This window comes from Rhodococcus sp. GXMU-t2271, assembly GCF_041414735.1.
In the GTDB taxonomy this organism is placed as follows: Bacteria; Actinomycetota; Actinomycetes; order Mycobacteriales; family Mycobacteriaceae; genus Rhodococcus; species Rhodococcus indonesiensis.
This window is the reverse complement of sequence record NZ_JAUIZP010000029.1, coordinates 181,349-205,502: the sequence shown is the minus strand read 5'-3', so window position 1 is coordinate 205,502 and position 24,154 is coordinate 181,349. Positions and strand designations below refer to the sequence as shown.

The 24,154-nt window shown below is 71.9% G+C and carries 16 protein-coding genes and 1 pseudogene; 10 read left to right on the top strand and 7 right to left on the bottom strand.

The genetic code is table 11. The features are described from left to right. Window positions 1–40 precede the first annotated feature (40 nt). The 4 genes from QYS60_RS12100 to metH are packed head-to-tail and all read right to left on the bottom strand — an operon-like array spanning window position 41 to window position 6,044. On the bottom strand, window positions 41–928 hold the full coding sequence (locus QYS60_RS12100) for a pseudouridine synthase (RefSeq protein ID WP_289381588.1): 888 nt from the start codon (window positions 926–928) through the stop codon (window positions 41–43). A 2-nt stretch (window positions 929–930) separates the two neighbouring features. Continuing rightward, entirely contained in the window at window positions 931–1,791 is an 861-nt protein-coding gene (locus tag QYS60_RS12095) for a rhodanese-related sulfurtransferase (RefSeq protein WP_289381577.1), read from the bottom strand. Between the two features lies 1 nt (window position 1,792). Further along, entirely contained in the window at window positions 1,793–2,482 is a 690-nt protein-coding gene (locus QYS60_RS12090; protein WP_289381575.1) for an HAD family phosphatase, read from the bottom strand. Beyond that, complete coding sequence (gene metH / locus QYS60_RS12085) at window positions 2,475–6,044, bottom strand: methionine synthase (protein WP_289381572.1); 3,570 nt, start codon at window positions 6,042–6,044, stop codon at window positions 2,475–2,477. The genes QYS60_RS12090 and metH overlap by 8 nt, the downstream gene beginning before the upstream one ends. 51 nt (window positions 6,045–6,095) lie before the next feature. Between metH and QYS60_RS12080 the strand changes: the two genes are divergently transcribed. The 4 genes from QYS60_RS12080 (at window position 6,096) to QYS60_RS12065 (ending at window position 11,055) form a co-directional block, all read left to right on the top strand. Continuing rightward, window positions 6,096–6,989: a PAC2 family protein gene (locus QYS60_RS12080; RefSeq protein ID WP_054374821.1), complete on the top strand. Its 894-nt coding sequence runs from the start codon at window positions 6,096–6,098 to the stop codon at window positions 6,987–6,989. Continuing rightward, window positions 6,986–8,125 carry an MFS transporter gene (locus QYS60_RS12075; protein ID WP_371383267.1) on the top strand — a complete coding sequence of 380 codons (1,140 nt, stop codon included), beginning with the start codon at window positions 6,986–6,988 and terminating at the stop codon, window positions 8,123–8,125. The genes QYS60_RS12080 and QYS60_RS12075 overlap by 4 nt, the downstream gene beginning before the upstream one ends. A gap of 90 nt (window positions 8,126–8,215) precedes the next feature. Beyond that, window positions 8,216–10,723 carry a nitrite reductase large subunit NirB gene (gene nirB, locus QYS60_RS12070; protein WP_371383266.1) on the top strand — a complete coding sequence of 836 codons (2,508 nt, stop codon included), beginning with the start codon at window positions 8,216–8,218 and terminating at the stop codon, window positions 10,721–10,723. Then, window positions 10,720–11,055, top strand: a complete 336-nt coding sequence (locus tag QYS60_RS12065) for a Rieske (2Fe-2S) protein (RefSeq protein ID WP_289382299.1) — start codon at window positions 10,720–10,722, stop codon at window positions 11,053–11,055. The genes nirB and QYS60_RS12065 overlap by 4 nt, the downstream gene beginning before the upstream one ends. Here the strand turns inward: QYS60_RS12065 and QYS60_RS12060 are convergent. After that, on the bottom strand, window positions 11,042–11,893 hold the full coding sequence (locus tag QYS60_RS12060) for a DUF4436 family protein (RefSeq protein ID WP_289382304.1): 852 nt from the start codon (window positions 11,891–11,893) through the stop codon (window positions 11,042–11,044). The two genes, QYS60_RS12065 and QYS60_RS12060, sit on opposite strands and share 14 nt — an antisense overlap. Before the next feature lie 275 nt (window positions 11,894–12,168). On the opposite strand from QYS60_RS12060, the gene QYS60_RS12055 reads away from it, so the two are divergent. Further along, window positions 12,169–13,254 carry a hypothetical protein gene (locus tag QYS60_RS12055; protein ID WP_289382298.1) on the top strand — a complete coding sequence of 362 codons (1,086 nt, stop codon included), beginning with the start codon at window positions 12,169–12,171 and terminating at the stop codon, window positions 13,252–13,254. Window positions 13,255–13,260: 6 nt separating this feature from the next. On the opposite strand, the gene QYS60_RS12050 is transcribed toward QYS60_RS12055, so the two are convergent. Next, entirely contained in the window at window positions 13,261–14,319 is a 1,059-nt protein-coding gene (locus tag QYS60_RS12050; protein WP_289382302.1) for a tyrosine-type recombinase/integrase, read from the bottom strand. A 223-nt stretch (window positions 14,320–14,542) separates the two neighbouring features. After that, entirely contained in the window at window positions 14,543–14,917 is a 375-nt protein-coding gene (locus QYS60_RS12045; RefSeq protein ID WP_371383265.1) for a hypothetical protein, read from the bottom strand. A gap of 2 nt (window positions 14,918–14,919) precedes the next feature. Here QYS60_RS12045 and QYS60_RS12040 point away from each other — a divergent pair. The 5 genes and pseudogenes from QYS60_RS12040 to QYS60_RS12020 form a co-directional block, all read left to right on the top strand. Beyond that, a pseudogene (locus QYS60_RS12040) lies at window positions 14,920–15,173 on the top strand (cupin domain-containing protein); the annotation flags it as partial. A gap of 497 nt (window positions 15,174–15,670) precedes the next feature. Continuing rightward, a complete protein-coding gene (locus QYS60_RS12035; protein WP_371383264.1) occupies window positions 15,671–16,714 on the top strand; it encodes a hypothetical protein in 1,044 nt (347 codons plus the stop codon). Between the two features lie 274 nt (window positions 16,715–16,988). After that, complete coding sequence (locus QYS60_RS12030; RefSeq protein ID WP_371383307.1) at window positions 16,989–18,455, top strand: TIGR02677 family protein; 1,467 nt, start codon at window positions 16,989–16,991, stop codon at window positions 18,453–18,455. Next, complete coding sequence (locus QYS60_RS12025) at window positions 18,452–19,816, top strand: DUF2398 family protein (RefSeq protein ID WP_371383263.1); 1,365 nt, start codon at window positions 18,452–18,454, stop codon at window positions 19,814–19,816. The genes QYS60_RS12030 and QYS60_RS12025 overlap by 4 nt, the downstream gene beginning before the upstream one ends. After that, entirely contained in the window at window positions 19,813–23,958 is a 4,146-nt protein-coding gene (locus tag QYS60_RS12020) for a TIGR02680 family protein (protein ID WP_371383262.1), read from the top strand. Before QYS60_RS12025 ends, QYS60_RS12020 begins: the two co-directional genes overlap by 4 nt. Window positions 23,959–24,154: the final 196 nt, after the last annotated feature.

Genomic DNA, 24,154 nt, shown 5'->3' with positions numbered 1-24,154 from the left:
CGCTCCCGCACCCAGTGCCCCGCCGACCCGGCCCGGCTCGTCAGAACCCGAGGGTGAGGCCGCTGTCGAACCGGCGCCGCCGCCCCGTGCGCGGATCGTCGAACTCGACGGTCCGCGCCAGCAGGCGCAACGGATCGGAGAAGTCGTCCGGCGCGCGGCGCCGCAGCCGCGGATAGAAGTTGTCCCCCACGATCGGTGCCCCCAGCGAGTTCAGGTGCAGCCGCAGCTGATGGGTGCGCCCGGTCCGCGGATGCAGCCGGTACCGGGCCAGCGCGCCGCGCCGCTCCACCAGCTCGATCCACGTCTCGGAGTTGGCCTCGCCCGGTTCCTCCACGGCCGTGAGCTCCCCGTGCCGCTTCTGGATCCGGCTGCGCACCGTGCGGGGGAACTCGAGCCCGGGCCGGTAGGGGGCGATCGCCTCGTACACCTTGCGCACCCGCTGCCGCTCGAACAGCTGCTGGTACGGCCCCCGCAACCCCGGGTCGACGGTGCACAGCAGCACGCCCGCCGTCATCCGGTCCAACCGGTGCACCGGCACCAGATCCGGCAGACCGAGGTCGCGGCGCAACCGCACCACCACCGTCTCCCGGATGTGCGCGCCCCGCGGGATCGTCGCCAGGAAATGCGGCTTGTCCACGACGACCAGTCCCTCGTCGCGGTGCAGGACCGTCACCGGGAACGGCACCGGCACCTCCGGCGGCGGCTCCCGGTAGAAGTACACGAACCGGCCCGGCTGATAACCGGTGTCCTCGGTCACCGGCCGGCCGTGCTCGTCGACGAGTTCCCCGGCCGCGGCGTGGCGCTGCCAGTCCTCACCGGGCTCGGCGCGGTGCAGGAACCCCAGGATCGTGCGGGCCGGATCGGTCACCGGCAGCCGCAGCCGGTCCGGGCCGAGACCGTCACGCACCGGCAGCGGCGGCGCGGCCACGGTCAGGGCCCGGCCGGGTCCGGCACGCACGCCTCGCACACCAGGCTCAGCTCCCGGCCGTTGATCTCCGGGTGGTTGCGGTAGCGCGACGTCGGGGTCCCGCACACCGTGCAGCGCCCCAGCACCGCCGCCGCGTCCGAGAAGTCGACGTTCATCCGGCCGTCGAAGACGTACAGCGAACCCTCCCACAGCCCGTCGTCGCCGAACGTCTCGCCGTAGCGGACGATGCCGCCGTCGAGCTGATACACCTGCTCGAACCCGCGGTTGCGCATCAGCGCGGACAGCACCTCGCAGCGCACCCCGCCCGTGCAGTAGGTCACCACCGGGCGCGACTTGAGATGGTCGTAGCGGCCACTGTCGAGCACCGACACGAACTCGCGGGTGGTCGCCACGTCCGGCACCACCGCCCCACGGAACCGGCCGATCTCCGCCTCGAACGCGTTGCGCCCGTCGAAGAACACCACCTCGTCACCGCGTTCGCCGAGCAACTCGTGCAGCCCGTGCGGCGACAGCCGCACCCCGCCGCCGACCACCCCGTGCTCGTCCACCTTCACCTCGTGCGGCGCCCCGAAGGTCACGATCTCCGGCCGCACCCGCACCGACAGGCGCGGAAAGTCCCGCCCGGTCCCGTCCGACCACTTGACGTCGGCCTCGGCGAACGGCCCGTACGCGCGGGTGCCGCGCACGTACCGCTTGACGTCGGCGATGTCGCCGCCGACGGTGGCGTTGATGCCGTGCTCGGAGATCAGGATGCGGCCGGTGAGCGCGTGCGACGCCGCCAGGGTGTGCTGCCACAACCGGATCGCCTCCGGATCGGCCAGCGGCGTGAACCGGTAGAACAGCACGATCTTCGGGATCGCCACCTCAGCCGGCCCCCGGCCGGTGCAGCGCGTGCAGGTCCGCGACGGTCACGCCCTCCAGGCTCGCCCGGAACACCCGCCGCGGCGAGTCGGGCACGTCCGTCAACGACGGCACCACCAGCACCGTGCAACCCGCGGCCTCCGCGGCCGCCGCCCCGGTGGGCGAGTCCTCCACCGCCAGGCACTGCGCCGGGTCGAGCCCGAGCAGCTGCGCCGCCCGCAGGTACGGCGCCGGATCCGGCTTGCCGGCCGGCACCTCGTCACCGCACACCGAATGGTCGAAGTGCTCGCGCCCCAACGTGTCCAGGGCGAACTCGCACAACGCCCGGTCGGTGTTGGTCACCAGCGCGGACCCGAGCCCGGCGGCGCGCACCGCCCCCAGCGTCCGACGGGCCCCGGGCCGCCACGGCAGCCCCTGCGCGAACAGCTCCCCCATGCGCCCGTACAGCCACGACTTCGCCGCGACCAGGGCGTCGGGGTCCGGGACGAGATCGAGCGAGGCGAACACCGTCTGCAACGCGAACGCGCTCGACGCGCCGATCGTCGCCCGCCGGGTCTCGTCCGTCATGGGCCCGCCCAGGTGCAGCGACAACTCCCGCATCCCGATGTCCCACAACGTTTCCGATTCGAGCAGCGTGCCGTCCATGTCCCACAGGACTGCCCGCAGCGTCGACGTGGCCACCGCGCTAGACATTGAAGTACTTCGCTTCGGGGTGATGCAGGACGAACGCGTCGGTGGACTGTTCCGGATGCAGCTGCAGCTCCTCCGACAGCTCCACCCCGATCCGGTCCGGTTCGAGCAACTCGACCAGCTTGATGCGGTCCTCGAGGTTCGGGCACGCCCCGTAGCCGAACGCGAACCGCGCCCCGCGGTAGCCCAGCTTGAAGAACTCGGCCACGTCCGCCGGATCCTCCTCGGCCAGGTTGTGACCGCCGGCGAGCACCAGCTCCTCTCGGACCCGCCGGTGCCAGTACTCGGCCAGCGCCTCGGTCAGCTGCACGCCGATGCCGTGCACCTCCAGGTAGTCCCGGTAGGAGTTCGCCGCGAACAACTCGTTCGCGAAGTCCGCGATCGGCTGCCCCATCGTCACGAGCTGGAACGGCAGCACATCCACCTGCCCCTTCGCGCGCGCATCCGCCCGCGACCGCACGAAGTCGGCGATGCACAGGAACCGGCCGCGCTGCTGGCGCGGATAGGTGAACCGGTACCGCTCGGCGGCATCCGGGTGCGGCTCGGCCAGCACCACCACGTCGTCGCCCTCCGACACCGCCGGGAAGTACCCGTACACCACCGCGGCGTGCGCCAGGATGCCCTCGGTGGACAGCCGGTCGAGCCAGTACCGCAGCCGCGGCCGGCCCTCGCTCTCCACCAGCTCCTCGTACGTGGGCCCGTCCCCGGTGCGCTGCCCGCGCAGCCCCCACTGCCCCAGGAACAACGCCCGCTCGTCGATCAGGCCCGCGTAGTCGGCCAGCGCCACACCCTTGACCACCCGGGTGCCCCAGAACGGCGGGGTGGGCACCTCGAGGTCGGCGACCACATCGGAACGCTCCGGCACCTCCACCGGCGTCTCGGCGGCCCTGCGTTTCTCCGCGATCCGCTTGGACCGTTCGTGCCGCGCCTTGCGCTCGGCGGCCTTCTCCTTCGCCGCGACCGCCTCCGGGCTGTCCGGGGCCGGGCCCTCGCCGCGCTTGACGGCCATGACCCGGTCCATCAGATGCAGCCCCTCGAACGCATCGCGCGCGTAGGACACCTCCCCCTCGTAGATCTCGGCCAGGTCGTTCTCGACGTACGAGCGGGTCAGCGCGGCACCGCCGAGCAGCACCGGGAACCGCTCCGCCACCCCGCGGTGATTGAGCTCCTCGAGGTTCTCCTTCATCACCACGGTCGACTTCACCAGCAGCCCGGACATGCCGATCACGTCGGCGTTCTTGTCCACGGCCGCGTCCAGGATCGTCGCGATCGGCTGCTTGATGCCGAGGTTGACCACCTCGTAGCCGTTGTTGCTCAAGATGATGTCGACGAGGTTCTTGCCGATGTCGTGCACGTCGCCCTTGACGGTGGCCAGCACGATCCGGCCCTTGCCCTCGTCGCCGGTGGACTCCATGTGCGGCTCGAGGTATGCCACCGCCGCCTTCATCACCTCGGCGGACTGCAGCACGAACGGCAGCTGCATCTGCCCCGAGCCGAACAGCTCCCCGACCGTCTTCATCCCCGACAGCAGCGTGTCGTTGATGATCGCCAGCGGCGGCGTCGTCTGCATCGCCTCGTCCAGGTCCGCCTCGAGCCCGTTGCGCTCGCCGTCGACGATCCGCCGCTCGAGCCGCTCGAACAGCGGCAGCGCGGCGAGCTCCTGCGCGCGGGACTCGCGCGACGACGCCGCCGACACCCCCTCGAACAGCGTCATCAGCTTCTGCAGCGGGTCGTATCCCTCGCGCCGCCGGTCGTACACCAGATCCAGCGCCGTCTCGCGTTGCTCGTCCGGGATCCGCGCCATCGGCAGGATCTTCGACGCGTGCACGATCGCCGTGTCCAGCCCCGCCTGCACACACTCGTGCAGGAACACCGAGTTCAGCACCTGCCGTGCCGCCGGGTTCAGTCCGAACGACACGTTCGAGATGCCGAGGGTGAAGTGCACCCGCGGATGCCGGCGCTTGATCTCGCGGATCGCCTCGATCGTCTCGATGGCGTCCCGGCGGACCTCCTCCTGCCCGGTGGAGATCGGGAACGTCAGGGCGTCGACGATGATGTCGTCCTCGCCGAGGCCCCAGTTGCCGGTCAGATCCGCGATCAACCGCTCGGCGATGCGCACCTTGTGCTCGGCGGTACGCGCCTGGCCCTCCTCGTCGATCGTCAACGCGACCACCGCGGCACCGTGCTCGACCACGTGCTCCATGATCCGTTCGAATCGTGAACCCGGGCCGTCGCCGTCCTCGTAGTTCACCGAGTTCACCGCGCACCGGCCCCCGAGATGCTCGAGACCGGCCCGGATCACGTCCGGCTCCGTCGAATCGATCATGATCGGCAACGTCGACGCCGTCGCCAGCCGGCTCGCCAGATCCGCCATGTCGGCGGCGCCGTCGCGGCCCACGTAGTCCACGTTCAGATCCAGCAGGTGCGCGCCGTCGCGGATCTGATCCTTCGCGATGTCCAGGCACTTCTGATGATCCCCGGCGAGCATCGCCTCCCGGAACGCCTTCGACCCGTTCGAGTTGGTGCGCTCACCGATCATCAGGATCGAGGAGTCCTGCTCGAACGGCACCGCCGAGTACAGCGACGACACGCCCGGCTCCGGCCGGGGATCGCGTTCGGCGCGCTCGGTCTCGCGCACCGCCTCGGCAACCTGCCGGATGTGCTCGGGGGTGGTGCCGCAGCAGCCGCCGACCAGCGCCAGCCCGAACTCGGCGACGAACCCGCTCAGTGCCTGCGCCAGTTCCTCCGGGGTCAACGGGTACTCGGCGCCGTTCGCCCCGAGCACCGGCAGGCCCGCGTTCGGCATCACCGACACCGGGAGCCGGGCATGCCTGGACAGATGCCGCAGGTGCTCGCTCATCTCCTCCGGGCCGGTGGCACAGTTCAGCCCGATCAGGTCGATGCCCAGCGGCTCGAGCGCCGCCAGGGCCGCCCCGATCTCGCTGCCGAGCAGCATCGTGCCGGTCGTCTCCACCGTCACGTGCGTGACGATCGGGATGCGCCGGCCGGACCGCTCCATCGCGCGGCGGCTGCCGACGATCGCGGCCTTCGCCTGCAGCAGGTCCTGGCAGGTCTCGACGAGGATGGCGTCGGCGCCGCCGTCGAGCATCCCCAGCGCGGACTCGGTGTAGGCGTCCCGCAACACGGCGAACGGGGCATGACCGAGGGTGGGCAGCTTCGTGCCCGGACCCATCGAGCCCAGCACGAACCGTCCCGTACCGTCCGGGCCGGGACCCATCTCGTCGGCCACCTCCCGGGCCAGGCGGGCGCCGCGTTCGGACAGGTCCCGGATGCGATCGGCGATGTCGTAGTCGGCGAGGTTGGGCAGGTTGCAACCGAAGGTGTTGGTGGAAACGGCATCCGCTCCGGCCTCGAAGTACGCCCGGTGGATCCCCCGGATGACGTCGGGCCGGGAGTCGTTGAGAATCTCGTTGCACCCCTCGAGGCCGCGGAAGTCGTCCAGACTCAGATCCGCGGCCTGCAACATCGTGCCCATCGCCCCGTCTCCCACGACAACGCGCTGCGAGAGCGCATCGAGCAAGGCAGAGTGCAATGGGGTGGACATGCGCTCCAGACTAGTGGGCGGCCCGTCCGGCTCTCGCCGTAGGCTGGACAGGTGAGTGCAAGCGAGTTCGCCGAGACCCCGGAACCGGACGTGCCGACCCTGCGTGACCCGGTGCTGGTCGCCGCCTTCGAAGGGTGGAACGACGCCGGTGACGCGGCCAGCGGCGCCGTCGAACACCTCGAGCTCATCTGGGACGCCGAACCGTTCGCCGAACTGGACTCCGAGGACTACTACGACTACCAGGTCAACCGTCCCATGGTGCGGCTCGTCGACGGCGTCACCCGCGAGATCGAATGGCCCGCCACCCGCCTGTCGGTGTGCTCACCCCCCGGCAGCGAGCGCGACGTCGTGCTGCTGCGCGGCATCGAACCCAACATGCGCTGGCGCAGCTTCTGCGACGCCATCATCGAACTCGCCGACGAGATCGGCGTGCACACCGTCGTCATCCTCGGCGCCCTGCTCGCCGACACCCCCCACACCCGGCCCGTCCCCGTCACCGGCACCGCCTACAGCACCGACGCCGCCAAACGATTCAACCTGGAAGGCTCGCGGTACGAAGGGCCCACCGGCATCGCCGGGGTCCTGCAGGACGCGTGTGTCCGCGCCGGCGTGCCCGCCGTGTCGTTCTGGGCCGCCGTCCCCCACTACGTCTCGCAACCCCCCAACCCCAAGGCCACCGTCGCGCTGCTGCGCCGCGTCGAAGACGTCCTCGACCTCGAGGTCCCGCTCGGCGAACTGCCGGTCCTCGCCGAGGAATGGGAACAGACCGTCACCGCGATGACCGAGGACGACGAGGAGATCGCCGAATACGTTCGCGCCCTCGAGGAACGCGGCGACGCCGAATCGGACATCTCCGAGGTCATCGCCAAGATCGACGGCGACGCCCTCGCCGCCGAGTTCGAACGCTACCTGCGGCGGCGAGGCCCGGGCGGCTTCACCCAGTGAGGGCGGCACGCGCCTCGCTGCCGCGTGCCGCCCTCTACGCCGGAGGATTCCTCGGACCCTTCGGCGGCGGTGTCGTGGCGTCGATGCTGCCGGAGATCGGCGCCTCCACCGGCGTGAGCGCCGGCGCGGCCGCGAGCACCCTCACCGCCTATCTCGGGCCGTTCGCGTTGACCATGCTCGTCTCCGGCACCCTCGGGGCCCGGTGGGGACGGGTCCGCACCGTCCGCACCGCGTACATCGTCTACGCCGTCGCGTCGCTGGCGTCCGCGCTCGCCCCCACCCTCGGCCTGCTGCTCGCATCCCGGGCCCTGCAGGGCGTCGCCAACGCCTTCACCACCCCGCTGCTGCTCGCCGCGCTCGCCGCGCTCGTCCCGCGGGCACGACTGGGCCGCGCCCTGGGCCTGTTCGGGGCGATGCAGGCCGCCGGACAGACCTCGGCCCCGCTCGTCGGGGGGCTGGCCGCCGAGGTCGACTGGCGGTGGGCGTTCGTCGTGATCGCCGCGGCCGCCGCCGTCCTCGCCGTGATCGGCCTGCCCGGGCAGCTGACCGCGCCCACCGGGGAGGCACCGCCACGGCTGCGCGACGCGCTGCGCCCCGACGTGGTGCGCATCGGGGTCGTCGCCCTGCTCGGTTGGGGAGCCCTCGGCGGATTGAACTTCCTGCTCGCCTTCCGCGCCGAGGACGTCTTCGGCCTGACCCCCACGCAACGAGGACTGCTCCTGACCGGCTTCGGCGTCGCCGGCATCCTCACCGCCCGCCGCGTCGGCACCCTCATCGACCGCATCGGCGCCGCCCGCACCGTGCTGCTCGGCGCCCTCGCCGGCGCCGGTCTCGTCGTCGTCGTCGGCACCGCCGGACTGCTGTGGCTGGTCGCGGCCGCCTGGTTCGTCGCCGGGATCGCCTCCCAGTGCGTGCTCGTCGGGGTCAACGCCGCCGTCCTCGGCTCCTCGGGCCGCAACCGCGGCGGCGCCGTCTCGGTGGTGCAGGCGTTCCGGTTCTCCGGCGGCGCCGTCGCCCCGCTGGCACTGACCCCCCTCTACGCTGCAGCCCCGGTCGCGAGCTTCGTCGTGCCCGCCCTCGTGCTCGCCGTCGTCGCCCCGCTGGCGATGCCGCGCCGCGACTCCCCCTCCCGCTGACATCCTCACCCCAGCGGCAGTGAGCACTTCCTGACCGCTGCGTAACCCCGGTGCCGCCGAGCCGTCACCGCCCCCGGCAACCCTGGACGCATGACCCCAACCGCGTCGCACCACCACGGCCCGCGCCGGCGCCTGCTCGTCGTCGGCAACGGCATGGCCGGCGCCCGTACCGTCGAGGAGATCCTCGCGCGCGGCGGCCGGGACCAGTTCGACATCACCATGATCGGTGACGAGCCGTACGGCAACTACAACCGGATCATGCTCTCCCACGTGCTGGCCGGCCAGGCCGACGTCGACGACGACCTCGTCCTCAATCCCATGAGCTGGTACCGCGCGAACGGCGTGACCCTGTACGCCGGCGACCGCGCCACCCGTCTCGACCGCTTCGGCAAGACCGTCACGTGCGAGTCCGGCCGGCAGGTCCCCTACGACCTGCTCGTCGTCGCGACCGGATCGAACACCTTCTTCCCCAACATGGACGGGCTGCGCGAACCGGACGGACGGCTCGGCCGCGGCGTCTTCGGCTTCCGCACCCTCTCCGACACCAACGGCATGCTGCAGATGGCCGACGCCCACGACGACGTCCGGGCCGTGGTCGTCGGTGGCGGCCTGCTCGGCCTCGAAGCCGCCTACGGGCTGCGCACCCAGGGCTTGACCGTCACCGTGGTGCACTCGCCCACCCACCTGATGAACCAGCAACTCGACGAGCGCGGCGGACGGGTACTGCGCACCGAAATCGAACGGCTCGGCATCGCCGTGCACACCGGCACCCGCACCACCGCCGTCCTGCGCGACGACCGCGGCGCCGTGACCGCCGTGCACTTCGCCGACGGCACCGTCCTCGACACCGACATGGTCGTGGTCACCGCCGGCATCCGCCCCAACACCGAATTCGCCCGCGCCGGCGGCCTCGTCGTCGAACGCGGCATCGTCGTCGACGACCAGCTGCGCTGCGAAGAAGAATCGAGCATCTACGCCGTCGGCGAATGTGCCCAGCACCGCGGCGAGGTGTACGGTCTCGTCGCACCCGTCTGGGAACAGGCCGTCGTCCTCGCCGAACACCTCACCGGCACGAATCCCCGCGCCGCGTACGAGGGCTCGCGCACCGGCACCGCCCTCAAGGTCGCCGGTATCGACGTCGTCGCGATGGGCATCAAGGGACCCGAACACGAAGACGACGAGTTCGTCCAGTTCTACGATCCGCGCAGCGGCGTCTACAAGAGCATCGTCGTGCGCGACGACCGGCTCGTCGGCGCCATGCTGCTCGGCGACGTGAGCAGAGCCACCACCCTCACCCAGGCTTTCGACGGCAGGATCGAGATCCCCGCCGACCGCGCGGCGCTGCTGTTCGACCTCGGCGACCCGCAGGGCGCCGACGTCGCCGCCGACCTGCCGGACGAAACCCCGGTGTGCAACTGCAACGGCGTCAGCAAGGGCGACCTCGTCGCCTGCGTCCGCGCCGGCGCCGGCACCCTCGCGCAGGTGTGCGCCCGTACCCGCGCCGGGAAGGGCTGCGGCTCGTGCAAGAGCCTGGTCGCCGACATCGTCGCCTGCGCCGCCGGCGGCGCCCTCGCCGAGGACCCCGCCGCGAACTGGTACGTGCCGTGCATCCCGCTCACCAAACCGGACCTGATCGCCGAGATCCGTCGCCGCGAGCTGCGTGCGGTCTCCCAGGTCTTCGCCGAACTCGCCCCCGGCGGCCGCGAGGAGGCCACCGCCAAGATGCCGCTCGCGTCTCTGCTGCGCACCGTGTGGGGTCCGGACTGGGTCGACGAACGGGGTGCGCTGTTCATCAACGACCGCGTCCACGCCAACATCCAGCGCGACGGCACCTTCTCCGTGGTGCCGCAGATGAAGGGCGGGGTTACCACACCCGCCCAGCTGCGGCGCATCGCCGACGTCGCCGACAAGTACGACGTGCCGATGGTCAAGGTCACCGGCGGCCAGCGCATCGACCTGCTCGGCATCCGCAAGGAGGACCTGCCCAAGGTGTGGGCCGACCTGGACATGCCCTCCGGATACGCCTACGGAAAGAGCTTCCGCACCGTCAAGACCTGTGTCGGCAGCGACTTCTGCCGCTTCGGCCTCGGCGACTCGACCGCACTCGGCATCGCCCTCGAGGAACGCTTCCAGGGACTCGAGACTCCCGCCAAACTGAAACTCGCCGTGGCCGGATGCCCCCGCAACTGCTCGGAAGCACTCTGCAAGGACTTCGGTGTCGTCGCGGTCGGCGATGGCCGCTGGGAGATCTACGTCGGCGGCGCCGCCGGCGCCCACATCCGCAAGGGTGACCTGCTCGCCGGCCCCGTGTCCGGTGACGACGTCCTCGCCCTGGCCGGCCGGTTCATCCAGTACTACCGCGAGAACGCCGGATGGCTCGAGCGAACCTACGACTTCGTGCCCCGCATCGGCATCGACCGGCTCCAGGCGCTGCTGGTCCGCGACGAGGAGGACATCGTGACCGGACTCGACGAACGCATCGGCGCCGCCGTCGCGGCATACCGGGACCCCTGGCTCGAACGGACGGCCCCGAAGTCGCCGGCGCAGTTCCGTCCCGCGCTGCCGCTGCTCCCGCTGCCGCAGGTGCCGGTCCGATGACCACCACCGAAAGCCGGACCACCGCGCGGGAGTACGAGGTGGGCACGCTGACCGATCTGACACCGGGCGAAGGCCGTACCTACACCGTGGGAGGACGGCAGATCGCTGTGTTCCTGCTCGGCGACGGCACCGTCCGGGCACTGGACGCGGTGTGCCCACACCGGCGCGGACCACTCGCCGACGGCCAGATCGACCACGACCTCGTCGTATGCCCCCTGCACCAGTACGCGTTCAGGTTCGACACCGGCCGATGCACCACGCCCGGCATCGACCCCGTCCACACCTACGCGGCGCACGTGCGCGACGGCCGGATCGTCGTCACCGTCGGGTGAGCGACGGGTGACTGTCACGCCACCAGCAGTACACGTACAGCGTCAGCGCGGCGACGAGGGTGGTGACCACCCAGATGGTCACCGTCACGTCGACCCACGACCCGATCGGCGGCGAACCCGGCAGGATGCCCCGCAGCGGAACCACGGCGAACAACATGGCCGCCATCCAGGCGAGCATGTCGGTTTCGACGGCGCGGCGCCGCCGGAACGTCTGCACCGCGACGAACGCGGCGAGTACCGCGAGGACGACCATCATCAGCAGCAGGATCGCCGCGTACACCAGAGTGCCCCCGGTACGCACGAACACCACCTCGGTGCCGTCCACCCCATCGGGGAAACCGAGCTCCGGTGCTGCCACGACAGCTCTACGGTCGATCGACCACCCGTCGATGCGGCCGTCGATCAGCACATCCGACGGCACCGGCTCCCGCTGGGCTCCCTCCCCCACGTCGACCTCCACGACGACCGGCGTGACGTCGAAGACGTCGAACGGCCAGCGGATCGCCTGCCCCCGCGCCAGCAGTTCCACCGGGTAGCCGACAGGCACGGTATGAGCCGGGAAGAACAACTCCGACTGCGAGACGGCCGGCACGAGCAGCACACTCAACGGTGCGGCGAGCGTGGCCCCGTTCGCGTCGAGGAACGACTCACCCGGATAGATGGTGACCTCGGCGTGGACCCGGTCGACCGTCGGCTGCAGCGACTTCATCGTCACCACCACGAGCACCGAGTCCGCAGCCACCTCCACGGGCCGCCACTCGCGCCGTTCGTGCGTGCTCACCCCGAACAGGACGAGTACACCGGCGTACACAGCGATTGCTGCCGCCACCAGCGACATCAGCAGAGCACGGCGAGACGGACGCTTCGGACGTGGCGCAGGCACCTCCGGACTGTAGCCCCCGGGTCCGGCGGACGGCCCGGTGGTCGTTGTGTTTTGTTTTGGTGTCGGTTTTGGTCCGCATGTGTTTCGGCTTTTTATGAAGTTCCGTATTGTGCGGAATTAATTGTGGGCTTCTAGGTGCGCGCTCCGCTCCCCTGATGTTGCGGGTCGGCAGAGGAAGTATTCGTAAATTGTCCAGCTTCCGTGTCGTACCGATTATCTATCGTGGGGATATGACAGCGTCCGCACCGCTCGCAGAACCGGCCGACAGCGCGACGGGCCCCCGCCCGGAGCGGCCCATCGACATCTACCGACGCGCCATCGCCGTGCTCGAGGCATGCCTGCCCCTGGGCTGGACGGTCACCTCCGACCGCCCCCGCTCCCCCGCGGCCCCCGATCGCATCCTCGTGACCGCGCCCGACGGCGAGTCGGTGTCGTACGCGGTCATTGCGTCCCGCGGCGTGCTCAGCGGAGACGTCGCGCGCATCGCCGCGGAACTGTCCGAGTCCGACCGCGGATTCGTGTGCGCCCACTACCTCTCCGATCCGGTGCGCCGCCAGCTCGATCAGCACGGCATCTCGTACTCCGACGCGACCGGGAATCTCACGCTCGTCGCGTCCCGGCCGGCGATGTGGGTGCGCAACCGCGGCGCCGACGCCGACCCGTGGCGCGGGCCCGGCCGGCCGTCGGGCGTGCTCACCGGTGAACCGTCCGAACGCGTGGTCCGGGCGCTCGCGGACTTCACCGGGGAGATGTCCGTACCGGAGCTGATCCGGCTCTCCGGTGCCTCCACCGGCGCCACCTACCGCGTCGTCGAGGTCCTCGGGGAGCGGGAACTGATCCGCCGCATTCCGCGCGGTCCGATCACGATGGTGCACTGGGAGAAGATGCTGCGCGCGTGGGCTGCGGACCGTAAACCCTGCGTCACAAGGGGATTCGCCGCACCTGACGGCATCGGCACGGTGCGGGCCGACCTTTCCGAACCGCTCGACCTGAGCTATGCGATCACCGGCCTCGGGGCCACCGACTACGCGGGCGCCGAGGTCCTCGAGGTGTACGCCGACGACCCGGACACGTTCGCCCAGGCCCTGGGTCTGCGCCCGATCGACCGCGGCGCCGACGTCGTGGTGGCCACGCCGTGGTCGTCGGTGGTGTTCGAGCGGATGCAGCGGCGCGACGGACTGCGCTTCGCGGCACCGTCCCAGGTGTATGCGGACCTGCTGGCCGGCCCGTTCCGCAATCCGAACGCCGCCGAACACCTGCTCGCGGCGCTCACCGCCGACCCGAGCGCGTGGCGCCGGCCCGTCGGGCGCACCTGAACGGGGTCAGAGGCCGAGCACGGTGACGGCGTTGCCGACGAGCCCGGCGTGCTGACGGCTGTAGAGCGCCACCATCCGCTCGTCGGCATGCCCCGTCTGCGTCATGATCGTCTGGGTCGTGGCCCCGTTGCGGACGGCCTGAGTGACGAACCCGGCGCGCAGGCTGTGTCCGCCCAGGGTGGCGACCACCTCGGCCGCGAACCCCGCCTGCCGCGCCCGACGCTGGATCATCGAGTGCACCGACTGCCCGCTCAGGGCGCCGCTGCCGACGGTGCCGGTGCGGTGGATCGTGCGGAACAGAGGCCGTTCCCCACTCCCCGTCCCCGGCGCCACACCGCGGCAGCAGTGCTCGTCGCCGACGGCACACTCGTCGCTCACCAACTGGCGCACCGCCACCCCACCGTCCGCGTCCCACACGTCGAGTACCTCGCGCCAGCGCCGGTAGGCGCACACCGGGCAGGTCTGCGGATCCCGCCCGTACGGGAGCGTGACGGTCCGTCCGCGCGCGTCCCGATCCGCCTTCGAACGACGAATCGTCACGTACAACCCGTCGGTCCGATGGGCGACGACATCGGACGTGGTGAGTGCGGACAGCTCCGACCGACGCATCGCACCGGCGAGCCCCAGCAGCAGCAGGGCGGAGTCGCGGCGCTCGGCTACCCGATCCGGCCACTCGGTGGCGGCGGAGCGCATCGCTCCGACGATCGCCCGGATGTCGTCGGTGAGCAGGGGTGTGCGGCGGGCCGGCGGCGCCGCACGGGTCCGCCGGATGCCCCGCACCACGTCCCGCACCGCCTCGTGATGTCCCGGCCTCGGCAGTCCCGCCAAGGCGTGCATCTTGTTGATCGTCGCGACCCATCGCGCGAGGGTCGACGGGGCGTACGCCCAGCGTCCGTCGGGTCGCAGTTCGCTCGACTTCTCGGTCAGGTACCAGCCCACGAGGTCGGGCGCCGCCGGGAGCGGTACGTGACCGACGGAGTCGCACCATCGGGCGAACTTGCTCCAGTCGCTGGTCACGGCGGCGCGGGTGTTCTCCGAGGCGGCCTTGGCGCGGAGGCGGCGCATCGCCTCCTCCACACCGGGGGGAAGCACCGGCGCAGGCAGTGGTGCCTCGGGGGAATCGTTGCCCGGCAACTGATTCGTCACGGTGACACCACTCCTCATGCCCGACCCTTCGCGAACGGAGGATACGCGTCGACCGCGCACCTCGCGTCGGTGCCACCGGCCGGCGCGTCCTGTCCGGCGCGGCGTGCGTCGCTCGGACCGGGGCATCGGCTGTGCCCGCCGGTCAGCGCACGGGCGTGTGCGACGGGCCCGGAACTCGGGCACGCCAGGCGTCGACTGCCTGCCGTGTCTCCTCGGCGACCAGGTCCGCGTTGATGCGGGCGGCGACGGCCGCGCCTGCCGCCGCGGCCGCACCCACCTGGGCGGCGGGATCGGTGACGTTGCCGGCAACCCAGACGCCGGGGACGTCGGTGCGGCCGGTCGCGTCCGCCGGAAGGTGCTGTCCCACCCCGGCGGGATGCTCCGTCGGCCGCACTCCGAGCGGCGCGAGGAAATCGGCGCGCACCACCATCCGCGGCGCCACCACCAGTGCCTCCCGGGCGATCGTCCGATCCCCACGCCGCCGTGCCCCCGCGAGGTGGTCGTCGATTGTCTCCACCGCCGCCACCCCGGACCCACGAGGGGTACGAGTGGATCTACGTCCTCAACGGGCGGCTACGGCTCGTCCTGGGTGAGCACGACCTGGTTCTCTCGCCCGGGAGGCGGCCGAGTTCGACACTCGCGTGCCGCACTGGTTCGGCGCCGCCGTTGCCGAACCGGTCGAGTTCCTCAGCCTGTTCGGCAAGCAGGGCGAACGAGCGCACTTTCGCGCCCGACCGTCCACGAAACTTGTTTCGCACCAGTGTGATTCGTAGCGAGTCACCCCCGCGCGCCCCACCCCCGGGGTACTCGAGGACCGCCGCCGAACCCCGGCACGGCACCTCCCACTTTTCACCCACCCGCGGGCGCCTGACTCACTATAAGCGGAAATTATGACGATCAGCCCTCGGACATTAATACACGCGCATATATGCGTCTCAAACAACAGGCTCAGGCGTTGCCTCGGTAACGATTCCCGTATCTCCCCGGCATCTGGTCAGTTCACCTGGACCGACTCACTGCCCTTTAATTTAATAACAATACGTTTCGTATTTTGTTTCATTTCTAGTAACGTTCGAAGGGTGTCGCGCATCGCCGGATGCCCCCCGTTGGAAGTGTTCGGGGTGTGTCCTGAGCGTCGCGGGAGTAGGCACGGGTTGAGTTCGGATAACTCTTTGTTTCCGTTCGTCACCGATTCTGAGCGACCGGCTTCGGGTGCTTCCCCCGAAGCTCTGCTCACAGCAACGCACCGACCCCACCGAGACGAGGACCGATGAACGAGTCGAATACCGGCGAATCCGTGCCCGACGAGCGCCCACGACCCGGCAGGCCGCGCAAGTACGCGTCGGCCGCCGACCGGGTGCGTGCCTATCGGGAACGGGAACGGCAGAAGAAGGAGGCGGCGACGCTCGCGGCGCTGAGCACTCCCCCGGGCCCGGCCGAGGCCGCCGCGAACCTCACCTCGGCGGTCTCCGCGCTGCGCACGCTGGCCGCGACATCACTCGAGCAGTACGGCGCGGTCGCGGCGCAGATCACGGCCGCGGTCGACAAGCTCACCGACGCGGACGCCCTGGAAGCGCAGATGAACCGCGCGAGCACCGAGCTGGCCAAGGTGAAGGCCGACGCGGACGCTCGCATCGCCCGTCTACGGGAGCAACTCGCCCAGGCCACCGAGGACCGGGACAACGCGGAGGCAGCCGTCGAGGCCGTCGACCGGGAACTCGCGGACGCCCGCGCAGCGCACGAGACCCAGGTCGCGGAACTCGAAACCGCGCACCGGACCGAGCTGACACATGCCGCCGAGGAGCATGCCGACACCCTGCGCAGCTGGCAGGAACGGATCGACGCCACCGACAAGGCGCACGCGGAGGAGGTCGCCGGCTACCGCTCCACCCTCGCCGAACGGCAACAACAGCTCGCCCGGCTCGAACCGGAACTCGAGACCCTGCGCGAGGATCTGACCCGCACCCGAGCCGCTGCCGAGAAGGAGGCAGCGGCCGCCGCCGCGGCGCTGGCCCGACTCGACGCCGAACTCACCACCGAGCGCACCCGGGTGGAGGACCTGCGCGGCGCGCTGGAACAGGCGCGCGTCACCGCGGCGGCAACCCAGGCCGCCGAATCCGCGGCCCGGGACCGCGGCGACGAGTTGCGCGCCGAGATCACCCAGCTCCGCGCCGAGATCGCCGAGCTCCGTGCCGAGGTCGCCCCGCTCCGCAGCGAGCGCGATCGCCTGCGCACCGAGCTGGACGCGGCACGCGCGGCCGGGACCGACCGCCAGGGCGAGGACCCGCCCCGGACGCCGGACGACAAGCGCTGACCCGGCATTCCGGCAACAACCGTCGAAAATCTGAACGATTCCAGAAAATCCTGCGGGACCCGGCGCCGACAGGCAGCATCGTCGGCATCCGGCCGCCTGCTCCCTCCGGCCGACCACGGTCACCGGCGACTGTCGTCGGCCGGTCTCCCCTCCCCTGTCGCCGGTGTGGCAGGCACGGCACCGGGGGTTGCGCAGCCCGGGAGCCGTCCCCGCCTACCCTGTCACGGTGAACGAAACGCAGCCGCCCGTCGGGCACACCGAACCGGGGTCCGGAGTGCCCGACGACCGGCTTCGGTTGTTCTCGTTCGCCACGGCCGAGAAGCGGGCCGAATACCTCTGGGTACTGCGGGCTTTCGATATCGCTCGGGCCAACTACGTCGTGCTGCTGCACGCCGCCGAGGTCGCGGCGATACTCGAGCGGACCGGCTCGACGGATCCGGCGGCGGCACTGTCCGCGCAGGACGTGGCGCCCCTGCTCGAGCAGCTGCACGCCTGGGGGGTGCTCGAACGCAGCTACGACGGCACCCGGGCGGCGTCGCTGGCCGAGTACCGCAACCGGCACTACGTGTATCAGTTCGGCCGCGCCGGCTACCACGCCTTCCGCGCCGTGGAGGAGGTGCTGAGCGCGCGCGGCGAGGACGCGTCGCTGTCCCGTCTCGCGCTGGCGGATCTGCTGGCCGACCTGACCGAGCTGGCGGCGGCGAACGACGCCGGGGACGGCGAGCTCGTCTACCGCAAACTGTCGCGACTGGACACGACGTTGTCGGACATGGCCGAGCGGGCCGCGGGGTTCTACCTGATGCTCGGCGACCTGGTACGCACCACCGAGGTCACACCCGAATCGTTCCTGGCGCACAAGGATGCGGTGCTGGCCCACATGCGGGAGTTCAGCACCGACCTGGCCCGCTACGGACCCAAACTCGCGGCGGCGCTGGCGCGGGTGCGAGAGACCGGGATCGACCGCATGCTGGGGTTCGCCGCCGCGCACGACGAGCGGGTGCTGATGCCCGTGCCCGAGCGGCACGCGGACTGGCGGGCCCGGTGGCACGGCCTCGAACGGTGGTTCGTCGGCGCCGCCGACGTGCCGAGCGAGTCGGAGCGGCTACGGGAGGGCACGATGAGCGCGATCGCCGCGGTGCTGGCACTGCTGCGGCGATTGACGGAGACCCGCCGTGGCGGGGTGAGCCGGGAGTCGCAACTGCGGCACCTGGCCGGCTGGTTCGCGGCCGCGCCGGACGAGCAGTCGGCGCACGCGCTGTTCGACGCGGTGTTCGACCTGGGCCGCCCGCGGCACTTCTCCGTCGTGCATCCCGACCCGGAGACGGTCCCGGTGACGACGTCGTGGTGGGACGCGCCACCCGTGCCGATCGCCCGGACGCTGGCCGAAACCGGGCGCACCCCGTCGGCGGGAGCACCGGCGCGGGTGCAGCGCAACGAATCCGGGATCCGGCGGTTGCGAGAACGGCAGTTGGCGACGCAGCGGGCGCGGGCCGAGGCGGCACGCTCCCTCGCGGCGGGCGGCGTGGACGAGCGGGAGTTGTCCGAGCCGGAGACCGAGGTGCTGTTGGGTCTGCTCGACGCGGCGCTGTCGGCGCGGGTTCCGGTCAGCGGCACCGTGCCGGGTGCGACCGGCACCCAGAACGGGGTGCGGCTGACGCTGAGCCCGGCCCCGGAGGGCACGGTGGTCCGGACGGCGCGGGGCCGGCTGCATCTGGACGGATTGCGGGTGAGCGTGCAGTGAGAGCCCGGCGGATCTCGCCGCTCGACCGGGATTCGTACCAGCGGGCGGCGCGGCTGATCCTGTCGCACCACCTGGTGACCACCCGGTACCCCGACCGGGCCGCGCTGCCGCTGCTGCGCCGGTGGGCGACGGAGCTGCGCGAGGACCTGCTCGAGTTGTTCGGGTACCGGCTCGAGGTGACCGAGACGACCGCACGGTTGTTCACCGTCGCCGACCGGCTCGATCCGGGGGGCGGCGCGCGCTCGGTGACCGACCGGCCCTTCGACCGTCGCCGGTACGCATATCTGGCGCTGGCGCTGGCGGCGCTGGGACGCGCGGGTGGGCAGATCACCCTGTCGGAGCTGGCCGAGCAGGTCGCGTCCGAGGCCGGGCAGGTGCCCGGGGTCGAACTGGCTCCCGAGCGGGCGACGGACCGGGACGCGTTCGTCGACGCGGTGGCGTGGCTGGCGGCGCGAGGGGCGATCGCGCTGGCGGACGGCGACGCCGGCGGCTGGGTGTCGGACCCGGACCGGGGTGAGGCCCTCTACGACATCGACCGGCCCGTGGTGGCGGCGCTGTTCCGGCCGCCGCGCGCGCTGCAGCACCTGCACTCGGTGCGGGGCCTGCTCGCCGCCGGTGACCGCCGCGACGGCGGCCGGAGCGTGGGCACCGCGGAGGTGGCGCGGCGGGTGCGCCGGGCGCTGGTGCAGCGGCCGGTGGTGTATGCCGAGGAACTCGACGACGAGGAGCGGCTGCAGCTGGCGCTGCCGCGCACGACCGCGGGGATCGAGCTGTTGACGGGGCTGGTGGCCGAGCGCCGCGCGGAGGGCGTCGCGCTGGTGGACTCGTCGGGGCGGATGTCGGATCTGCGTTTTCCGGGGGTGGGGACGGTTCCGCAGGTGGCGTTGTTGCTGGCCGGGGAGATCTGCGCGCGGGTGTCGGAGCCGGGGTCGGAACCGGTGCGGTGGCCGAGGCCGGCGGACCCGGAGGCGGAGCTCGAGGCGGGATTGGACGCCGCGATCCCGGCGGCCGGGGTGTTCGCGTCCCTGGCGGGTGACGCGGCTCCGGCGGAGGCGCCGCCGGCGCCGCAGCCGGCGCCGACGCATCCGCTGGTCGAGGACAGTTGGCTGGCGGAGACGGCGGCGAAGCTGGCCGACGAGTTCGGCCGTACCTTCGCCGCGCAATGGCAGGCCGATCCGGCCGGCCTGCTCGAGGCGGCGCTGACGGTGTTGGAGCGGCAACGGCTGGTGGCCCGGGTGCCCGGCGGGGTGCTGGCGTTGCCGGCGCTGGCCCGGTTCCGGGGGGTGGTGGTGACGGTGCGCGAACGCGACCCGCGTCTCGCACTGGCCGGCGAGGATTCGAACGAAGCGGAGATGTCGTGAGCAGTGCCCGTTTCCGGCCCACACGTGCCGGGATCATCAACCTGTGGGACTACCGGGATCAGGAGTTCTCGTTCGCGGACGGTCGGCTGGTGCTGCGGGGACCCAACGGGTCGGGCAAGACCAAGGCGCTCGAGGTGCTGTTCCCGTTCGTCTTCGACGGACGCATCGAGCCGCGACGGCTGAACCCGTTCGCCGGCGAGGAGCGCACGATGCGGTCCAACCTGCTGTATCAGGGGCAGGACAGTGCGTATTCGTATGTGTGGATGGAGTTCTGTCGCGGGCGCCGGGACGATCCGGAAGCGGTGACCGTGGGGGTCGGGATGCGCGCAGCGCGCGGCAACGACAAGGTCATGCGGTGGTACTTCGTCGTCGACGGCCGGGTGGGTGTGGACTTCTCGCTGCTGGACGAGGCCGATCGTCCGCTGACGCGGCGGCAGCTGATCGAGGAGGTCGGTGCCGATGCGGTCACGGACCGGCCGGTGGACTACCGGGCGGCGATCGACGCGCGGTTGTTCGGGCTCGGGATCGAGCGTTACGAGCAGCTGATCAACCTGATCCTGACGCTGCGCCGGCCGCAGCTGGCCAAGAATCTGGATCCGAAGGGGCTGTCGCAGGCGCTGACCGACGGGTTGCGGCCGCTCGACGAGCAGCTGGTGCTCGAGGCGGCGCGGTCGTTCGCCGACATGGAGGAGGTTTCCCGCACGCTGGAATCGTTGGCGGCGGCGGACGACGCGGCGCAGCGGTTCGTCGCGGTGTATACGACCTACCTGGGTCAGCAGGCTCGCGCCGACGTCGACCGGCTCGGGGCCCGGCTGGCGGCGGTCGACGCCGGCACCTCGGAGTGGACGGCGTCGGTGGCGGCGTTCGATCGGGCCGGTGCGGAGCGGGCGCTGACCCTCGAGCGGCTCGAGGTCGCCGAGCGGGACCTCGAGCAGACCCGCGCGACGCTCGAGGCGCTGCAGCGGTCGAGCGCGTACGAGGGCAAGCAGCAACTCGACGATCTGGCGCAGGTGGTGGCGGATCTCGAGCGCACCACGGCCGGGCAGGCAGAGCAGGCGCAGCGCGCGCAGGCGGAGCTGGCGCAACGCGAGGAGGAAGCGCGACGGGCCGCGGAGACGGCCGTGGACGCGGCGGGCGCCGCGCACCGCGCCGAGGACGCGCTTGCCGCGGCGGCGCGCGATGCGGGCATCGAGTGGACGGTGCCGGCCGAGGACACCCGCGGTGAGCAGATCGCAGCGAGGGTCGCCGCGTGCGCGGAGGAACGTGCCGCGGATGTGCGAGCGGTGCGGACCGCGGTGGCGGCCGCCGAAGGGGCGTCGGCGGCGCGGGTGCGGGCGGAAGCGGCGGCCGAGCGCGCCCGCGCGCAGCTCGAGTCGGCCCGGGTGGCGGTGGACGCGGCGGACGCGGCGGTGGATGCGGCCCGCGCGGAGGCGTCGAACCTGTTGCGGGAGTGGTGGACCGGTCATCGGGATGCGTGGTCGGCAGTCGACGGACCGGAGGAGCTGTTCGAGGCGCTGGTGGCGGCGATCGCGGCGGCCGGTGGCGACGAGGCGGCGACGCCGGCGGCGGTGCTGGCCGAGCACACGGCGCCGATGGTCGAGGAGTTGCGGTTCCGCCGCCGCGGCCTGGACGCGGAGATCACAGACGAGCAGGAGCGGATCGCGCTGCTGCAGGCCGAGCGGGACATGATCGAGGCCGAGCGCGACGACGCTCCCCCGGCGTTCCCTGCGTCGACCACACCTACCGGCACGTCGGGTGCGCCGCTGTGGCGGCTGGTGCGGTTCGCGGACGCGGTCAGCGCCGAGGCGGCCGCGGGACTCGAGGCTGCGCTGGAGGCGGCGAACCTGTTGACGGGCTGGGTGTGCGGCGCAGCGGAGGACGCGCCCGCGGGGGCCGCGGTGCTGGTGCCGGCGCCGCCGGCGCAGCGACCCGCGGGCCGGACGCTGGCCGACGTGCTGGTCGTGGAACCGGACACCGGGGTGCCGGCCGAGCGGGTGCGGGAGGTGCTGGCGTCCGTCGCGGTGCCGGATGCGGTGACGGACGAGACCGGCCCGGGCGTCGACGAGCGCGGCGGCTACCGCCAGGGGGTGCAGCTGGGTCGGCACACCAAGGCGCAGGCCGAGTACATCGGGGCGACCGCGCGGGCCCGTCGCCGGCACCTACGATCGTCCGAGCTCGACGCGGAGATCGCCGCGGGGCGGGCGCGGGCGGCGGACGCGGAGTCGGCGCGGGTGGCGGTCGGCGAACGGCTGGCGCGGCTGGATCGGGCCGCGTCGGCGGTGCCGCGCACCGGCGCGGTGCTCGCGGCGTTGCGGAAGGTCAGCGAGTGCGCGGGGGCGCTGCGCACCGCCGGGGAGGCGGCGGCCGCGGCCGACCGGGACCTCGATCAGGTGATCGCCGAATGCTCCGTGAAGGAGCGGCAGGTGCGGTCGGTGGCGGCCCGGCACCGGGCGCCGCACACGACCCGCGAGCTCGAGCAGCTGGCGGCGGCGATCCGGTTCTTCGAGTCGCAGGGCCAGGCGGTGTTGCGCACCCGGCGCGAGCAGGTCGCGGCGGCCGAGCGGGCACGGGAGGCGCAGGTGCGGCGCGAGGACACCCGGGCGGCGGCCGGTGCGGCCGCCGAACGGGCGGTCACGGCCGAGGAGTCGCTGCGGCAACAGCAGCAGCGGCTGGCGACACTGCGTGAGGCGTTGGGCGCCGACACGCAGCAGATCGACGTGCAACTCGCGCAGGCCCGCGAACGGATCGAGGCGGCGCGGGCGGAGCAACGCGCCGCGCGCCGCGCGCACGACGACGCGGTCGAGCAGCTCGGGAAGGCGGAGGCGGCACACGCCGCGGCGGAGCAGGCGCTGCGGTCGGCGTTGACCGAGACGCGGGTTGATGCGGCGCAGCTGGCGCCGTATGCGCGGCCGGATGTGCTGGCGCTGCTGGGGATCTCGGAGGAGCTGCGGTGGCCGTCGGCGGCAGTGGAGTGGCCGGCGACGGAGCAGGCTCGGCTCGCCCGGGCGGACGGGGATGTGCCTGCGGTGCCCGCGGCGGTGGGGGCGCTGTACGCGGCGTTGTCGGCGGCGACGGCGACGGTCAAGGGCGGGGACGGAGCCCGCAAGGCGGCTCGGTCGGCGTTGACGGCGGCGTTGCAGGAGTTCGACGGTCAGCTCGCGGCGGCCGGTCAGGACTATCGGCTGCAGTGGGATGCGCCGGAGGGGTTGACGGTGGTGCGGGTGCAGGACGAGCAGGGGTTCTCGTCGGTGGCGGAGTTCGCGGTGCGGATCGGGGCGGCGCGGCGGGAGCAGGAGCTGCTGTTGACCGACGCGGAGCGGCGCATCCTCGAGGATGCGTTGTTGGCGGGCCTGGCGCAGCAGATCCACGAGCGCACCGAGGACGCCCGGGAGCTGATCGCCCGGATGGGGGCGGAGATGCGGCAGCGGCGCATGTCGTCGGGGACGACGGTGGGCGTGCGGTGGGTGCTGGCCGATCATCTCGACGATCAGGCGCGGGCGGTGTGCCGGTTGCTGGATCGGGAGGTGTCGGCGCTGGGGCCGGAGGAGCTGGCGCGGGTGCGGGCGCATTTCGCGGCGCGGATCCGGGCGGAGCGGGCGGCGCATCCGGAGCGGTCGTATCCGGAGATCCTGGCGACGACGCTGGACTACCGGCGGTGGCGGGTGTTCTCGTTCGGGTTGATCGGGGCGGACGGCGCGGAGGATCGGTTGACGGTGGCGCGGCATTCGGCGTTGTCGGGGGGTGAGCAGTCGGTGTCGCTGCATCTGCCGTTGTTCGCGGCGGCGCACGTGATGCTGGATTCGGCGGATCCGCAGGCGCCGCGGTTGCTGGCGTTGGACGAGGCGTTCGCCGGGGTGGACGACAACGGGCGTGCGGAGTTGCTGGGGTTGAGTGTGCAGTTCGATCTGGATCTGTTCATGACCGGCTACGACCTGTGGATCACCTATGCCGGGGTGCCGGCGTGCGCGCACTACGATCTGGCGCATTCGGTGGCCGAGCACACGGTCGGGGCGACGCTGCTGGTGTGGTCGGAGGGCGGGTTGCTCGCCGAGCACGACGGCTCCGATCTGGCCGCCGCCCTGGGGTCGCCGGGCACGCGGCGGGTGCCGGCGCCGGTGGAGGGGGCGCTCGAGTTCGCGTAGGGGTGCGGGCGCTCCCCGTTCAGTGCGGGGAGTCGGCGTGTCCACCTCTGCTCCGGTGCGTCGGGCTGGTCTTGTCTCTGGGCTGTGGGAGCCGGACTGGTATCGGGACGACTTGATATTCGGTTTTTCACATAGTTCCGCTCCGCCCGGATTCTTCAGATGCCATTGTGGCGCGTCGGGACCGGTGGCCGCCGAC

Bases quoted from the DNA above. Each gene is read 5' to 3' on its own strand.
- QYS60_RS12090 (WP_289381575.1), bottom strand. From the start codon at position 2,482: ATGTCTAGCGCGGTGGCCACGTCGACGCTGCGGGCAGTCCTGTGGGAC.
- metH (WP_289381572.1), bottom strand. From the start codon at position 6,044: ATGTCCACCCCATTGCACTCTGCCTTGCTCGATGCGCTCTCGCAGCGC.
- nirB (WP_371383266.1), top strand. From the start codon at position 8,216: ATGACCCCAACCGCGTCGCACCACCACGGCCCGCGCCGGCGCCTGCTC.
- QYS60_RS12065 (WP_289382299.1), top strand. From the start codon at position 10,720: ATGACCACCACCGAAAGCCGGACCACCGCGCGGGAGTACGAGGTGGGC.
- QYS60_RS12060 (WP_289382304.1), bottom strand. From the start codon at position 11,893: ATGTCGCTGGTGGCGGCAGCAATCGCTGTGTACGCCGGTGTACTCGTC.
- QYS60_RS12055 (WP_289382298.1), top strand. From the start codon at position 12,169: ATGACAGCGTCCGCACCGCTCGCAGAACCGGCCGACAGCGCGACGGGC.
- QYS60_RS12050 (WP_289382302.1), bottom strand. From the start codon at position 14,319: ATGCGCCGCCTCCGCGCCAAGGCCGCCTCGGAGAACACCCGCGCCGCC.
- QYS60_RS12035 (WP_371383264.1), top strand. From the start codon at position 15,671: ATGAACGAGTCGAATACCGGCGAATCCGTGCCCGACGAGCGCCCACGA.